The organism is Myceligenerans xiligouense, from assembly GCF_003814695.1.
In the GTDB taxonomy this organism is placed as follows: domain Bacteria; phylum Actinomycetota; class Actinomycetes; order Actinomycetales; family Cellulomonadaceae; genus Myceligenerans; species Myceligenerans xiligouense.
On sequence record NZ_RKQZ01000001.1, the window covers coordinates 3,745,218 to 3,759,923 of the forward strand.

The 14,706-nt window shown below is 71.5% G+C and carries 14 protein-coding genes; 7 read left to right on the forward strand and 7 right to left on the reverse strand.

The genetic code is table 11. The annotated features are described in order from the left end of the window. Positions 1–83: 83 nt before the first annotated feature. The 3 genes from EDD34_RS16430 to pdhA are packed head-to-tail and all read right to left on the reverse strand — an operon-like array spanning position 84 to position 3,465. On the reverse strand, positions 84–1,355 hold the full coding sequence (locus tag EDD34_RS16430; RefSeq protein ID WP_123815519.1) for a dihydrolipoamide acetyltransferase family protein: 1,272 nt from the start codon (positions 1,353–1,355) through the stop codon (positions 84–86). Continuing rightward, the gene (locus EDD34_RS16435) at positions 1,352–2,335 is read right to left on the reverse strand and encodes an alpha-ketoacid dehydrogenase subunit beta (protein ID WP_123815520.1); all 984 of its coding nucleotides are present in this window, start codon (positions 2,333–2,335) and stop codon (positions 1,352–1,354) included. Before EDD34_RS16435 ends, EDD34_RS16430 begins: the two co-directional genes overlap by 4 nt. Next, a complete protein-coding gene (pdhA, locus tag EDD34_RS16440) occupies positions 2,332–3,465 on the reverse strand; it encodes a pyruvate dehydrogenase (acetyl-transferring) E1 component subunit alpha (RefSeq protein WP_123815521.1) in 1,134 nt (377 codons plus the stop codon). Before pdhA ends, EDD34_RS16435 begins: the two co-directional genes overlap by 4 nt. 132 nt (positions 3,466–3,597) lie before the next feature. Between pdhA and EDD34_RS16445 the strand changes: the two genes are divergently transcribed. Beyond that, positions 3,598–4,056, forward strand: a complete 459-nt coding sequence (locus EDD34_RS16445) for an Lrp/AsnC family transcriptional regulator (protein ID WP_246012523.1) — start codon at positions 3,598–3,600, stop codon at positions 4,054–4,056. A 54-nt stretch (positions 4,057–4,110) separates the two neighbouring features. Here EDD34_RS16445 and EDD34_RS16450 read toward each other — a convergent pair whose 3' ends face one another. Both EDD34_RS16450 and EDD34_RS16455 read right to left on the reverse strand, forming a co-directional pair. After that, complete coding sequence (locus EDD34_RS16450) at positions 4,111–4,860, reverse strand: hypothetical protein (RefSeq protein ID WP_123815522.1); 750 nt, start codon at positions 4,858–4,860, stop codon at positions 4,111–4,113. A 14-nt stretch (positions 4,861–4,874) separates the two neighbouring features. Then, a complete protein-coding gene (locus EDD34_RS16455) occupies positions 4,875–5,597 on the reverse strand; it encodes an RIO2 family protein (RefSeq protein ID WP_123815523.1) in 723 nt (240 codons plus the stop codon). Between the two features lie 396 nt (positions 5,598–5,993). Between EDD34_RS16455 and EDD34_RS16460 the strand changes: the two genes are divergently transcribed. Beyond that, positions 5,994–7,004, forward strand: coding sequence for a polysaccharide deacetylase family protein (locus tag EDD34_RS16460; protein WP_123815524.1), 1,011 nt, complete (start codon positions 5,994–5,996; stop codon positions 7,002–7,004). Positions 7,005–7,274: 270 nt separating this feature from the next. Next, positions 7,275–8,720: a hypothetical protein gene (locus EDD34_RS16465; RefSeq protein WP_123815525.1), complete on the forward strand. Its 1,446-nt coding sequence runs from the start codon at positions 7,275–7,277 to the stop codon at positions 8,718–8,720. Between the two features lie 24 nt (positions 8,721–8,744). Here the strand turns inward: EDD34_RS16465 and EDD34_RS16470 are convergent, their stop codons facing one another. After that, on the reverse strand, positions 8,745–10,328 hold the full coding sequence (locus EDD34_RS16470) for a peptide chain release factor 3 (protein ID WP_123815526.1): 1,584 nt from the start codon (positions 10,326–10,328) through the stop codon (positions 8,745–8,747). Positions 10,329–10,466: 138 nt separating this feature from the next. On the opposite strand from EDD34_RS16470, the gene EDD34_RS16475 reads away from it, so the two are divergent. Genes EDD34_RS16475 through EDD34_RS16485 form a run of 3 tightly spaced genes read left to right on the forward strand, consistent with a single transcriptional unit; the run spans position 10,467 to position 13,122 of the window. Further along, positions 10,467–11,105: a LysE family translocator gene (locus EDD34_RS16475; protein ID WP_123815527.1), complete on the forward strand. Its 639-nt coding sequence runs from the start codon at positions 10,467–10,469 to the stop codon at positions 11,103–11,105. A 36-nt stretch (positions 11,106–11,141) separates the two neighbouring features. Beyond that, positions 11,142–12,563, forward strand: coding sequence for a vWA domain-containing protein (locus EDD34_RS16480; protein WP_123815528.1), 1,422 nt, complete (start codon positions 11,142–11,144; stop codon positions 12,561–12,563). Positions 12,564–12,597: 34 nt separating this feature from the next. Further along, a complete protein-coding gene (locus tag EDD34_RS16485) occupies positions 12,598–13,122 on the forward strand; it encodes a P-loop NTPase family protein (protein ID WP_123815529.1) in 525 nt (174 codons plus the stop codon). 17 nt (positions 13,123–13,139) lie between these two features. Here EDD34_RS16485 and EDD34_RS16490 read toward each other — a convergent pair whose 3' ends face one another. After that, complete coding sequence (locus EDD34_RS16490; RefSeq protein ID WP_123815530.1) at positions 13,140–13,700, reverse strand: TetR/AcrR family transcriptional regulator; 561 nt, start codon at positions 13,698–13,700, stop codon at positions 13,140–13,142. A 136-nt stretch (positions 13,701–13,836) separates the two neighbouring features. Here EDD34_RS16490 and EDD34_RS16495 point away from each other — a divergent pair, with 136 nt between their 5' ends. Continuing rightward, entirely contained in the window at positions 13,837–14,679 is an 843-nt protein-coding gene (locus EDD34_RS16495) for an alpha/beta fold hydrolase (RefSeq protein ID WP_123816613.1), read from the forward strand. The last annotated feature ends 27 nt before the right edge of the window (positions 14,680–14,706 follow it).

The following is a 14,706-nucleotide window of genomic DNA, read 5'->3' on the forward strand; positions in this document are numbered from 1 at the left end:
CCGCGTGGCCGGCCGGACGTCGCGTGGCCGGCCGGACGTCGCGTGGCCGGCCGGACGTCGCGTGGCCGGCCGGGCCCCGCCGCTCAGAGGCGTTCGATGACCGAGATCGGGGACTCCACCGCGCTCGTCACGGCGCGGAGGAACGACGCCGCGACGACGCCGTCGCAGACCCGGTGGTCGAAGACGAAGCTCACCTGCGCGATCCTGCGCGGCTCCACCAGGCCGTCCACCACCCACGGCCGGTCGATGATCCGCCCGACGCCCAGCATCGCCACCTGGGGATGGTTGATGATCGGCGCGCTGCCGTCCACCCCCAGGCCGCCGTAGTTGTTCAGCGTGAAGGTGCCCGCCGTGAGCTCCTCGTTCGTGGCCGTGCCCTCGCGGGTCCGCGCGACCAGGTCCCGGATCGCGGCGTCGAGGCGTGCGGTGGTCATCCGCTCCGCGCCGAGCACGGCCGGGGCGACCAGGCCGCGGCTGCCCTGCACCGCCAGGCCGAGGTTCACGCGGTCGAGCTGCACGATCTCGTCCCGCTCACCGTCCACGCGCGCGTTCAGCACGGGATGCTCCGCGAGCGCCGCCGTGACGAAGCGAGCCAGGTACGCGAGGAGCCCGGGCCCGTCGGGCCGCTCGGCGCGCAGCTCGGTCAGGGCCGTGAAGTCGACGTCCACCCAGATGGTCGCCTCGGGGATCTCCCTCCGGCTGCGCGACATCGCCGTCGCGGCGGCCTTCTGGAACCCGGTCAGCGGGACCCGGACCTCGCCGCCCGTCCGCGGCTCGGGAGCGCGCAGGGGGTGGGCGAGCCGTTCGGGGTCCCGGGGCCGGCGACGGCGGCGCGGTCCCGTCTCCTCCGGCACACCGCCCCGCGTCCCGTACCCGACCAGGACGTTGCCGGACCCGGCCCGTTCCTCCTCGCGGTAGCTCTCGTCACCGTGGTTCTCGTCACGGTGGTTCTCGTCTCGTGGCGCGGACGGAGGATCCTCGTCGTCCGGGCCCTCCTCCGCCGTCGTGTCCCGCCGAGGTTCGCTCCGGGACGTGGCCGGCGCCGGTTCGCTCCCGGCGGTGGCCGGCACGGGTTCGCCCGCCCCGTCGCCGTCGGACACCGCCGGGGCGGCGGCCACCGGCTCGCCGACCTCCAACAGGGGCAGCCCGACCTCGAGCGTCTCGCCCTCGCCGGCGCACAGGCGTCGCACCACGCCCGCGTACGGCGTCGGCACCTCCACGACGGACTTCGCGGTCTCCACCTCGGCGACCGCCTGGTCGACGACGACGACGTCCCCCTCGGCGACCAGCCAGGTCACGATCTCGGCCTCGGTCAGCCCCTCGCCCAGGTCGGGCAGGGTGAACGTCCTGGTCATACGGTCTCCCATCGGAGGTCGTCGACGGCGTCGAGGACCCGGTCCACGTCCGGCAGGTGCAGGTGCTCGAGCTTGGGCGGCGGGTACGGGATGTCGAGCCCGGTCACACGGCGCACCGGCGCGACGAGCGCGTCCCAGCAGCGCTCGGTGACGCGTGCCGCGATCTCCGACGCCACGCTCACGAATCCCGGCGCCTCGGCCACCACGACGGCCCGTCCGGTGGAGCGGACGGCCCGGCAGACGGTCTCGTCGTCGAACGGCTGGAGCGATCGCACGTCCACCACCTGGAGGCTCCGTCCCTCGGCGGACGCCGCCGCGGCGGCGTCCAGGGCGACGGGCACGCTCGGCCCGTACGCGATCAGCGTCGCATCGGTCCCGGGCCGCCGCACGACCGCCCGCCCGATCGGCGCGACCGGCAGGTCGAGGTCCACCTCGTCGGCACCGAAGTACAGCTTCTTCGGCTCCAGGAACACGACCGGGTCGTCGGACGCGATCGCCGCCCGCAACAGCCCGTAGGCGTCCGCCGGGTCCGACGGTGTCAGCACGTGCAGTCCCGGTGTGTGCGCGAAGTAGGCCTCCGACGAGTCGCTGTGGTGCTCCACCCCGCCGATCCCGCCCGCGTACGGCACGCGGATCACCATCGGCAGCGCCACCTGCCCGCGCGTGCGGTTGCGCATCTTCGCGACGTGGCTCGTGATCTGCTCGAACGCGGGGTAGGCGAACGCGTCGAACTGCATCTCGACCACGGGCCGCATCCCGTTCATCGCCATGCCGACCGCGACACCGACGATCCCCGCCTCCGCCAGGGGCGTGTCGAAGCAGCGGGCCTCGCCGAACTCGGCGGTGAGGCCGTCGGTGATGCGGAAGACGCCGCCCAGCCGGCCGACGTCCTCCCCGAACACGGACACGGTCCCGTCCGCCGCCATCGCGTCGCGCAGGGCGCGGTTGAGGGCCTGGGCCATCGTGAGCTTCTCGTTCATCGGGCACCTCCCGCCGTGGTGGCCGTAGCGGATGCCTCGCCGGCCGGCGTGTCCCGCGCGGCCTCGTCCCGGAGCAGCGCGAGCTGCTCGCGGAGCTGCGGCGTCGGGGTCGCGTAGACGTGCTCGAAGAGTTCGGACGGGTCGTGCCGGTGATCGGTCGCGAGTTCCTCGCGGAGCGTGGCCGCCATGCGTTCGGCGTCGTCGGCGAAGGCGGCCAGACGTGCCTCGTCGACGTCGCCGCGCCTGGTGAGAAAGGTCCGCAGCCGCTCGACGGGGTCGCGGCGCGACCAGGCGGCGACCTCGTCGGCGTCGCGGTAGCGGGTCGCGTCGTCGGCGTTGGTGTGGGCCTGCATGCGGTAGGTGTGCGCCTCGACGAGCCGCGGGCCGCCACCCGTCCGGGCGGCCGCGACCGCCTCCCCCAGGACGGCGAGCAGAGCGGCGACGTCGTTCCCGTCGACGCGCTCGCCGGGGATGCCGTACCCGGCGCCCTTGTGTGCGAGGGACGGCGCGGCGGTCTGCCGCGACAGCGGCACGGAGATCGCGAAGGTGTTGTTCTGCACCAGGAACACGACCGGCGCGTGCAGCACGGCCGCGAAGTTGAGGGCCTCGTGGAAGTCGCCCTCGCTCGTGCCGCCGTCGCCGCACAGGGCGAGGACGACCGTGTCCTCCCCGCGCAGCCGGGCGGCGTGTGCGACGCCGACGGCGTGCGGGAGCTGGGTGGCCAGCGGTGTGGTCAGCGGCGCGACGCGGTGGGCGGCGACGTCCCAGCCGTGGTGCCACTCGCCGGACAGCAGGGTCAGCGTCTGCCCCGGGTCGACTCCGCGCGCCACGACGGCGGCGGTGTCGCGGTAGGTGGGGAACAGCCAGTCGCCGTCGGACAGCACCTGCGCGGCGGCGACCTGGCACGCCTCCTGCCCGTGGGAGGACGGGTAGACGGCGAGCCGGCCCTGGCGGACCAGGGCGTAGGCCTGGTCGTTGAACCGGCGGGCGGTGATCATCGCGCCGAGGGCGGCGACGAGGTCGGGGGTGGATGGGACGACGGCGCGCGCGGGGGTGACCGGAGCGCCGTCGCTGTCGATCAGGGTCACCGGCTCCGTCGCCGGCAGCAGACCCTCAGGATCAGGTCTCATGCTCCGATTGTGGGTCCGAGAGCCATCTGGTTGCCATGACCTGGCAAAGGTCGAGAAGATGTGTCGAGACGCGGGCGGTTCGGGAGCCGAACGTCCAGCCCGTGTCCACGCGACGAGGCGGAGGCAAGACAGGTGGCACTCGACAGCACGGACGAACGCATCCTGGACGCCCTGCGCCACGACGGGCGCATGTCGATGCGCGCGCTGGCGGAGACGCTCCACATCTCCCGTGCCAACGCCTACGCGCGCACGCGGCGACTGCGGAGCGAGGGCGTGATCCGCGGGTTCCACGCCGACATCGACCCGGTCGCCGCCGGGCTGGCGACGTCGGCCTACGTGACCCTCAACCTCGTGCAGACCGAGTGGCGCAACATCCGGGCGCGGCTGGAGGCGATGCCCGGCGTGGCGCACTTCGCGCTGGTGGGCGGCGAGTTCGACGTGGTCATGCTCGTGCGGGCACGGGACAACGCGGACCTGCGGCGCATCGTGCTGGACGAGATCCAGGGGATGGAGGGCGTGCTCAGCACGCGGACCTTGCTCGTGTTCGAGGAGACGGAGCCGCAGTACGGCGAACCGGGGACATTGGGGTGACGGCCCCGGCGGCGATTCGCTCGTCCCTGCGTCCTGGCCGGGCGGCCGTTGGGGTCAGTGAGCGAAGAGAGAACTCAACATCTCGGACGCCTGCTCCGGCCGTGAGACGTCAGCGACATACGCCACGCGGAACAGCGACTTGAACTCGTTCTCCACATAGGAATCAGGCACCCTCGACAGGTCTGTGAATGCCAGAAAACTCGACGAAACGTCTGCAGCTTCGGCCAGGTGAGCACGCCATGCAAAATCATTTGCGTTCTTACGCGCCGACTGCGCCTTCGGGGAAGCGACAACTTTGTCCATCAGGTGAAGCTGGCCATTCCGATACGAGTAACCGAACCCCACGTCGATTTCGACTCCATCAAGCAACCCCTGAACCGACACATTGCGCTCAGGTTGAATCTTTGCCTCGATAAACAACTCGTCCACGCGAATATCGAAGTCGTTCCGCATGTCGGACGACTTGTCGGTCACGAGCTGCGAGTACATGCGTCGAGCAGACTCGCTGGGATCCTCATCGTCAAGGAGGGTCGCAACATGGTCGAGGTAGAATGATGTGGGACGAGCGGACCTGAGTCGGGCGATGTCGCCACGAAGCCCTTCGGCAAGCTTATTGACAAAATAGTCGACCCAGCGCTCGTACAGATCTCGCGGAACACCGATCTGACGTCCACTCAATGTGCCGTCGACTTTCTGCCCTAGAAACTGGTAGCCAACTTCGCTTGTTCCATCAGAATTTGGCCGCGATGCAATCACGCCGACATTCACCGGCTCACGCCGAATCGGATCCTTCATCAGCTTCACTGCGTGAACCTCGATCATGCGCTATCACCGCCTCCGTGCGCGAGCTTACCTTGAACGCTTCCACCACGACCGTCGTTGCCGTCGTCAACAGCAACCGGGTCAACCAGCCTGTGAATATTGTCGCGCCGATGCCGAATGAAGTCGACAGCCGCCTCCTGCTCAGGCTTGGACAGCAACGCGCTGCTCCGCAGGTGGCCCGTGTACTGGACGATTGCATCGATGCTCAACGAGGCCATCTGATCGGCAACCACGTGCACGGCCTCCGCTCGGGGCGGCGCGAGCCGCCAGAGCCTACCGAAGTCTCGCCACCCCTGGTCCCGCCGGGCGTTCAAGAACCGTGCCCGATCCGGGTTATCCGTGAAGAGCGACTGATCATGGTCGATCAACCACGCCTCGCCCGACTGGCCCACCAGGATGTTCTCGTCGGTGCGATCGTCGTTCTGAATCAGCGCATCGAAGCAGACCATCCTGGCACGCACCGCCTCAGGCACTTTTCGCATGATCGCGGCTGACGGGGGCGGGAGATCAATCCCGCGGTCACGGACCACGGCCACGACCCAGTGCGGTTCCTTGTTGCCGTCAAACCACAAGTCGCCGAGAGGAACGGGTACCCCCAGGGCTCCGGCCATTCGGTTTGCCAGATACTCGTTCACCACCACGTTCGCATGCGCTCGGTTCGACTTGACCAGGACATCCGCCGTGCCCCAACGCGCCTCCGTCACTCCGTCGACGGCCACACCCTCCAACGAGGTGACCCGCATCCCCGGTCGCTGTCCTGAAGTCAAGCCGCCAGCCTTTCTTACGCCGATCCCGCAAGTCTAGAGTGCTGGTCGAGAAGCCGCATTTCGACCTACCCACGGCACTTCCGGCAACATGTGCTCGCTGTATCGACCGCGAGCAGCGAGCAGGCGCCGGTCAGGAAGCCGCCGTGCGGGCCCGGCTGGGCCGCAGCGCGCGGGCCGGTTACTCCGCCGCGTGGTCGAGGGACCACGTAGCAGGGGGTCACCGGATGGTCGGCCCGGCCCGCGGTTCGCCTAAACGATTGCGACCTCGCCGGGAGGATTGACGCGGCGTGGGCCGCCGTCCAACACTGCTCGGCATCCTTTCCGTCCAGCACGAGGGAGTGCGATCCCATGTCGAAAACGTTTACCAATCCCGCTACCGGGCGGAGGAGCGGCCGTCTCGCGCGCGCCCTGGCGACCGCCGGCGCAGCCGCCGTCGTCGGCCTGACCGGAATCGTCGCCGCCCCGGCGGCCGACGCGGCCGACTGCTCGGCCGGTTACGTCTCCCTCACGTTCGACGACGGCCCGAACAGCGGCACGTCGAACCAGATCATCAGCATCCTCGACCAGTACGACGCCACCGCCACGATGTTCCCCACCGGGCAGAACGCCCAGTCGAACCCGGGGCTCATGCAGGCGTACGCGGCGGCCGGGCTGCAGATCGGGAACCACTCCTGGGACCACCCGTACCTCACCCAGCTGAGCCAGTCCCAGGTGCAGCAGCAGCTGTCGAGCACGTCGAACGCGATCCAGCAGACCGCGGGCGTGACCCCGGACCTGTTCCGGCCGCCGTACGGCGCCACGAACTCGACGGTGCAGCAGGTCGCGTCGTCACTCGGGATGCGGCAGATCATCTGGGACGTCGACTCGCAGGACTACAACGGGATCAGCGCCTCGCAGATCCGGTCGGCCGCGAGCGGGCTGAGCAACGGGCAGATCATCCTCATGCACGACTGGCCGCAGAACACCGTGCAGGCGCTGCCCGGCATCCTGCAGGACCTGGAGAACCGCAACCTCTGCACGGGCCACATCTCCCCGAGCACGGGACGCGCGGTCGCGCCGGGCGGAGGCGACCAGCAGCCCCCCGGCGGCGGCGACGGCACCTGCACCGTCACCGTCACCCGGGCCGAGCAATGGGGCGACCGCTTCAACACGACGTTCTCCGTGAACGGGACGAACGACTGGCGCGTGACGATCACGACCGGCTCGGGTCAGACACTGCAGAACTCCTGGAACGCCTCGATCAGCGGAACCTCCGGCACCCTGACCGCGACCCCGAACGGCAACGGCAACAGCTTCGGCATCACCCTCTACTCGAACGGCAACACGGCGTCCCCGACGGCGACCTGCTCCACCACCTGATGCCGGCATCCCGGTAGCTCGCACGAGACCACCGAACCGCGGGACTCAAGCACGCAGGCCCGGCGCCGCGCGTGACGTCTCGCGGTTCGGGCGCGCCCGCCGCGGCCGGCACGAATCCTCCGCGGCGGTCTCGCCCACGCACAATCTCGACATTCCATGTGAGGCCCGGGAAACCCGGCACATCCGCACAGGGCTGCGGCCTCCCGGATTCATGGACAACCGTCCAACTCCGGTACTCTCGCCCGCAGCAGCCTGCGGAGGAGTGAAGCCTTGCCGATCGAAAACACTGGGTCCCCGGGTCCCGAGCCGTCCGGGCGTTCGCTCACGGAGCGGCTCGCCCGTGCCATGGCGGAGCTGTCCGACGACGAGTACTACGTGCTGCGCAGCCGTGCCCTCGCCCGGCGGCCGACGTCGTACGCGAACCTCGCGAGCGAGCTCGGAGTTCGCGACGCCGACGTCGTCGACCTGGAACGACGGGCCACCACGTGCATCGCTCACGCGTCCCGCGGGCCCGACCACGACGCCCTCACGGACGCGATGAGCCAGCAGAACAGCACGGTCGCGCTCGCCACGCTCCTGCCGCAGCACCCCGTGCTCACCGAGACCGTGCCGCGCACGAACCTGCCCGTGTGGGCGTTCCTGGTGCAGACCCTGGGCCTCAACGGTGCGGCCGGCCGGCCGGCGGCCGACGGGACGACGGCGAGCGGGACGACGGCGAACGCGGCGGCGACGAACGGGACGACAGCGAGCGGCGCCACGGCGACCCGCGCCCCGGCGAGGAACGCCGGGCGGACCACCACCTCTCGCCCGGGGCCCACGGCGCTCCCCCGGGCCTCGGCCGGCGTGGTCCGGCCCGCGTGGACCGCCTGGTTCCCGTGGCTGATCACGCTCGGCCTCGCGGGCGACGGGCGCAAGACCTCCTCGTGGGACTTCGAGCCGCAGGTGCGCGGCCGGCTCCGGCACCAGGTCAACGCGCTGACCACGATCGTCATCGACCAGCTGCCCGCTGCGCCGGTCGGCGTCATCTTCCCGGCGATCGCACCGTCCGACACCATGGCCGATCTCGACATCCCCGCCAGCCACGCGGACCGCTTCCGCGAGAGGGGGATCAGCACCTTCGGGGATCTCGCCGACCGCACGATCGCCGAGCTGCGCTTCCTCCCGCACTACGGGGCCAAGACGCTGAGCGCGCTCGTGCAGCGGATGGTGTACCGCTCGCTCCAGCACCCCGCACCCGCGGGCTCGCCCACCCGCCCCGGCCTCGACCAGCTCGAGCGCCCCCTCGACGAGCGCATCGGCTCCACGCTCGGGTACCTGGACGAACGGGCCCGGACGATCCTGGTCGCGCGCCGGTTCGCCGACCCGCAGGTCAAGCTGCCGGAGCTCGCCGAGCGTTTCGAGATCTCGAACATGCACGCGCAGCAGATCGACAGCCGTTCCGCGTCCCTGGTGCGCAGCACGCTGATCAGCCCGTCGCTCCTGGCCGCCGTCGACGCGCACCTTCCGGCCCCGGACGGGGCGATGGCCATCGACGACCTCGTCGCGCGGATCCCCGTCCTCGGCGCCGTGGTCCCGGCCGCCGCGAACCAGCCGGCATGGCGCGTGCTCGACGGCCTGGGCGGCCTCTTCGAGGTCACGGACGGCGAGGCGCGCCGCGCGTCCTCCAACCGCAAGCGCTCGGCCAACCCCCCGGTGCCCGGCCGCCGGACGGCGTAGCCGCGCGGCCCGGGCCGGTCCCGCCTACTCCCCGCCCGCGACCAGGGGGCGCAGGTCGAGCGAGTACTCCCGCTGGAGCGAACGCAGGCGCCAGACGTCCCGGAACAGCGCGAGCAGCGTCCCGTCGTCGCGCCGGGCGATCTCCGTCCCCAGGGCGGCGGTGAGGGTCGGCGCGTCGTCCTCGGCCACGGTCCGCGCCACCGACAGGTCCAGGTGCTCCAGGACCATCGGCGCCGAGAACTCGTGATCCATGCGGTAGGTCGCGACCTCGAACTGCAGCGGCCCGACGGCGGCCAGGATCGGCGTCGCGTCTCCGCGCGCCTCGCTGATCAGGATCTGCACCACGCCCTCCTGCTGGAGCTGCGCGATGCCCTTGCGGAACTTCTTCGACTGGCCCGGGTCCTTGACCCGGGCCAGGGCGAAGTGCTCGGGGGCGAACGCCGGCATGGGCGGGAAGCGGACCGCGGGCCCGTCCGGCGCGTAGAGCGAGTCGCCGACGGCGAGCGCGCTCGCGTTCACCAGCCCGACCACGTCGCCCGGGAACGCCTCCTCGACCGTCTCCCGCTCCCGCCCGAACACCTGGAGGGCGTACTTCGTGGCGAAGGGGCGGCCGCTGCGCTCGTGCGTGACGGTCATGCCCCGCTCGAAGCGGCCCGAGCACACACGCACGAACGCGACGTGGTCGCGGTGCCTGGGGTCCATCCCCGCCTGCATCTTGAACACGAAGCCGCTGAACGGGCTGTCCACGGGGCGCGTCGGCGCGTCCGCGCCCACCTCGGTACGCCGCACGTCCGGCCGGGCCGACGGCGCCGGCGCCAGGTCGACGATCGCGTCGAGCAGCTGCCGGACGCCGATGTTGGACAGCGCGGCACCGAACAGCAGCGGCGTCGTCCGGCCCGCCAGGAACGACTCCTGGTCCACCGCGTCGAGCAGCCCCACGCCGTCGAGGGCGTCGTCGTAGTCGGCGCCGAACCGCTTCCCGGCCTCGGCCCCGGCGAGCCGCTCCTCGCGGGCCAAGCCGGCGCCGCCGGGAGCGCGCTCGTAGGTGTGCACGTCACCGGAGGCGACGTCGACCAGACCGAGCAGCCGGCCCGCCTCACCGACGGGCCAGGTCAGCGGAGTGGGCTGGAGGTCGATGCGCTCGGACAGCTCGTCGCAGAGCTCCAGCGCCTCCAGGCCGGGCCGGTCCCACTTGTTGACCAGGGTGATCACGGGCACGCCGCGACGACGGCACACCTCGAACAGCTTGAGGGTCTGCGGCTCGAGGCCCTTGGCGGCGTCGAGCAGCATCACGGCGGCGTCCACCGCGGTCAGGACGCGGTAGGTGTCCTCGGAGAAGTCGGCGTGACCCGGCGTGTCCAGGAGGTTGATGATCACGTCGCCGTAGGCGAGCTGGAGCGCCGCGGACGTGATGGAGATCCCGCGCTTCTGCTCCATCTCCATCCAGTCGGAGACGACGCCGGCCCGGTCCCCCTTGCCGTGCACGGCGCCCGCCGTGGCGATCGCCCGGGTGTGCAGGGCGAGCGCCTCGGTGAGAGTCGACTTCCCGGCGTCGGGGTGGGAGATGACGGCGATGCTGCGCCGCCGGGCTGCCTCGTGCAGCGACATGAATCCTCCTGATCGGTCACCGGACCGCCCCACACTCTACGGCAGTACGTCGTGACGGCCGGTGGGTGCCGGACCCGGCCCGCGCGGTCACCGGAAAACAACGCCCGCTCCCCGGCCGGCGAGGAGCACAATGTGTCCGTGCCTACGCTCACCCAGCTCGCCGCGTTCACGATCGCCTCGATCGTGCTGATCGAGATCCCCGGCCCGAGCCTGCTGTTCGCGCTCGGGCGTGCCCTGACCGTGGGGCGCCGCGACGCGCTGCTGTCCGTGGTGGGCAACGCGTCCGGGGTGCTGGTGCAGGGCGTCGCCGCCGCTGCCGGGCTGGGCGCGGTCGTCGCCGCGTCGACGACCGCGTTCACGGTGCTCAAGCTGGTCGGCGCGGCCTACGTGATCTATCTCGGCGTCCAGGCGATCCGGCACCGCGGCGACGCGCGGGCCGCGCTCGAACAGGACGCCGGGCAGCGGCGCACGAGCGGTCTCGGCGCTGTCCGGGCGGGCTTCGTGGTGGGCGTGACCAACCCGAAGACGATCGTGTTCCTCATGGCGTTCCTGCCGCAGTTCATCGCCGCCGGCGCTCCCGCGGTGCCGCAGCTGCTCCTGCTCGGCGTGCTGTTCGCGGTGCTCGCCTGCGCGTCCGACGTCGTGTGGGTGCTGGCCGCGAGCCAGGCGAGGACCTGGTTCGCGCGCCGCCCCGAACGGCTCGACGGGCTGGGCGTGACCGGCGGCGTGATGATGATCGGCGTCGGCGGCTTCCTGGCCACGAGCCACAACGCCTGACCCGCCGCCACCGCGTACGACGACGAGGAGCCTCCCGTGCCCGCTCTCCCCCGCTTCGCCCGCTCGGCGCCGGTTCGCCGGCCCCGCCCGGAGGTCCGCGCGCGCCGTGCGGCCACGCTGCTCGCCACGGCCCTGGCCGCGTCGCTCGCGGGCTGCACCTCCGGGCCGGTCGCCTCCGGCGGGGAGAGCGACGAGACCGCCGGGGCGTCGGCGGCTCCGTCCCCGGGAATCCCCGACCTGGTCCCCGTCGAGTACGACGCCCCGCGGGACCTCACCGGGACCGAGCAGCTGATGCTGTACGAGCCCGGCCCCTTCGCGGGCGCCGCGTTCGACGAGGCCGCCGTCGTCGACGCCGTGGTCGCGATGGAGCCGGACACCGCCGGCGAGTGGCAGCGGGCGATCCTCGGCCAGATCCACGGGGACTACGCCGAGGCGCTGGCGGGAACGGTGGAGTTCCGGTACGCGATCGACGACCCGGCGGCCGGCCCGGACCGGGAACCGGCCGGGGGAACGGCCGTCGGCACCAACCATTTCGCGCTCGTCCTGGACGCGAGCGGCTCGATGGCCGAGCCCTCCGGTGACGGCACCCGCATGGACGAGGCGAAGGCCGCGCTGCGACGGTTCGTGGCGCGGCTCCCGGAGGAGTCGACCGTCTCCCTGCGCGTGTACGGCGACGCCGGGAACACCACCGCGGGCGGCAAGCGGGAGTCCTGCGCGTCGAGCGAGGTCGTGTACGACGGCGCGGCGGACGGGGCCCGCTTCTCGGACACGCTCGACGCCGTCGGGCCCGCCGGGTGGACACCCCTGGCGCGCGCGATCCGGGCGGCCGCGGACGACCTGCCCGACGACGCGACGGACGCCATCGTCTACGTGGTCACCGACGGCCTGGAGACATGCGGCGGCGACCCCGTCACGGCGGCACGGGACCTCGCGGACGGCGGCGTGGAGCCGATCGTGAACGTGATCGGGTTCCACGTGGCGGGCGCGGACCACGAGGACCTGCGCGCGATCGCCGACGCCGGCGGTGGCTCCTACACCGACGCGGGCAGCGGCACCGAGCTGGAGCGCCACCTCGACGCGGAGTACTCCCGGCTGATGGACGCCTGGGAAGACTGGCGGCGCGCCGAGCTGGACCGGATCGACGAGGCCGGGCGGGCCAACATGGCCGAGGCGGAGGAGCACGGGCGCGCCCTCATGGACGCGGCCGAGGCCGAGGGCCGCGCCGGCATGGACGTCGCGCGCGAGCTCGGGGACCGCGGGGTCCTGGACCGCGACATGGAGAACGCGGTCTGGCAGTTCTTCTACGACAGGAAGAACGAGCTCTGGGGCTACGGCTACGAGACGAAGGTCGCCAACTGGGGCGACGCCTATCGCGAGAAGGTCCGCGACTGGGGTGAGGTGTACGACACCGGCACCTCGCGGTGGAGCGAGCTCTACCGCGAGAAGTACGAGAACTGACCAAATGCCCTCAGGGCGGGTAACGTTCCTGGCTGTGCAGAGGATCGCGATCATCGGCTGTGGCGGGTCGGGCAAGACCTACCTGGCCAATCAGCTCGCGGGCGTCCTCGACCTCCCGCTCACGCATCTGGACAGCGTCTACTACGACACGGACTGGAATCCGCTGCCGCGGGAGGAGTTCGCCGAGGTCCAGCGCACGCTGGTGGCGCGACCCCGGTGGCTCGTGGAGGGCAACTACACGGAGACGCTCCTGATCCGGCTGGCCGCCGCCGACACCGTGATCTTCCTCGATCTCGACGCGGTCACGTGCCTGACCGGCGTCTTCCGGCGCAGGCTGCGCTACCGCGGGGGTCAGCACGCCGAGGACGGCGTGTACGACCGCATCAGCTGGAGCTTCGTCCGCTACATCTGGGGCTACCGCAGGACCATGCGACCCCGGGTCCACCGCCTGCTGGCCGAGCACGGCTCCCATGCCGAGCTGATCACCGTCACCAGTCGCCGTCAGGCGGCGGCGCTGGTCGCCCAGCTCCGGGCCGTCCACCGCTGGTCCGTCCGGTAGGCGCCCCGACGCCGCGGTCAGCGCACCGCGGCGTCGATCAGCGTCTCCGCGGCGGCCCGGGCCTGCGACGCGGCGTCGGGCGTGCCGGCGATGGCCGCGGTGGTCTGAGCGCCCTCCGCGAGGATCGCGAGCTGGGGGGCGAGGTCGGGCGGAGCCCCCAGGTCCGCCACGAGTCGCGCGACGTAGGCCTGGAACGTGAGCTTCTGCTCCCGCACGGCGTCGACCACGGCGGGCGAGTTCGCGCCCAGCTCGCCGTGCGTGTTGATGAAGGCGCAGCCACGGAAGTCCGGCTGCCGGAACCAGGCGTCGAGGAAGTCGAAGATGGCCAGGATGCGCTCGCGCGCCGTCGTCGCCCGCTCGGCGGCCGAGGCCAGGCCGGCGTCCCAGAGCATGGTGCGGTGCCGCAGCACGGCGACGATCAGCTCGTCCTTCGAGGCGAACAGGCCGTAGATGCGTTTGAGCGACACCCCCGCCGCGGCCCGCACCGTGTCCATGCCGACCGCCTGGACGCCCCGCGCGTAGAACAGCTCGTCAGCGGCACGGACGACACGCTCGCGCGCGCTCTTCTCGTCGATCATCCTGCCCTCTTCCCTCACCGGCCCCGCGGCCCGGACTCCGCTCCGCTTGCGCGGAGAACGATCATTCTCTACGATAGCAAACATGCGGAGAACGACCGTTCTCTGCGGACCGGAAGCCCTGGAAGGGAACGGGATCATGGGATACGTCAGCGTCGGCACCGAGAACAGCACCACCACCGAGATCTACTACGAGGACCACGGCACCGGACAGCCCGTCGTGCTCATCCACGGCTACCCGCTGGACGGCAACAGCTGGGAACTCCAGTCGCGCGAGCTGATCGCCGCCGGCTACCGCGTCATCACCTACGACCGCCGCGGCTTCGGGCAGTCGAGCAAGGTCGGCACCGGCTACGACTACGACACCTTCGCGGCCGACCTGAACACCCTGCTGGAGTCCCTCGACCTGCGCGACGTGATCCTGGTGGGCTTCTCCATGGGCACCGGCGAGCTGGCGCGGTACGTGAAGAACCACGGCCACGAGCGCGTCGCGAAGCTGGCGTTCCTCGCGTCGCTGGAGCCGTTCCTCCTGGCAACCGACGACAACCCGGGCGGCGTGCCCCAGTCCGTCTTCGACGGCATCGCGGAGGCGGCCCGCGGCGACCGGTACGCCTGGTACACCCAGTTCTTCAGCGACTTCTACAACCTCGACGAGACGCTGGGCTCGCGGATCAGCCAGGAGGCGGTCACCGCCAGCTGGAACACCGCCACGCGCAGCGCCCCGGTAGCCGCCTACGCGGTGGTTCCCACGTGGATCGAGGACTTCCGGGACGACGTCGCCGCCGTGCGCGCCTCGGGCAAGCCCGCCCTCATCCTGCACGGGACCAAGGACAACATCCTCCCGATCGACGCCACGGGCCGCCCGTTCCACGCGGCACTTCCCGACGCGAGGTACGTCGAGGTCGAGGGCGCCCCGCACGGCCTGCTGTGGACCCATGCCGCCGAGGTCAACGAAGCGCTCCTGAGCTTCGTCCAGGCCTGAGGAACCGCCGCTCCCTCCGCCTCCGGC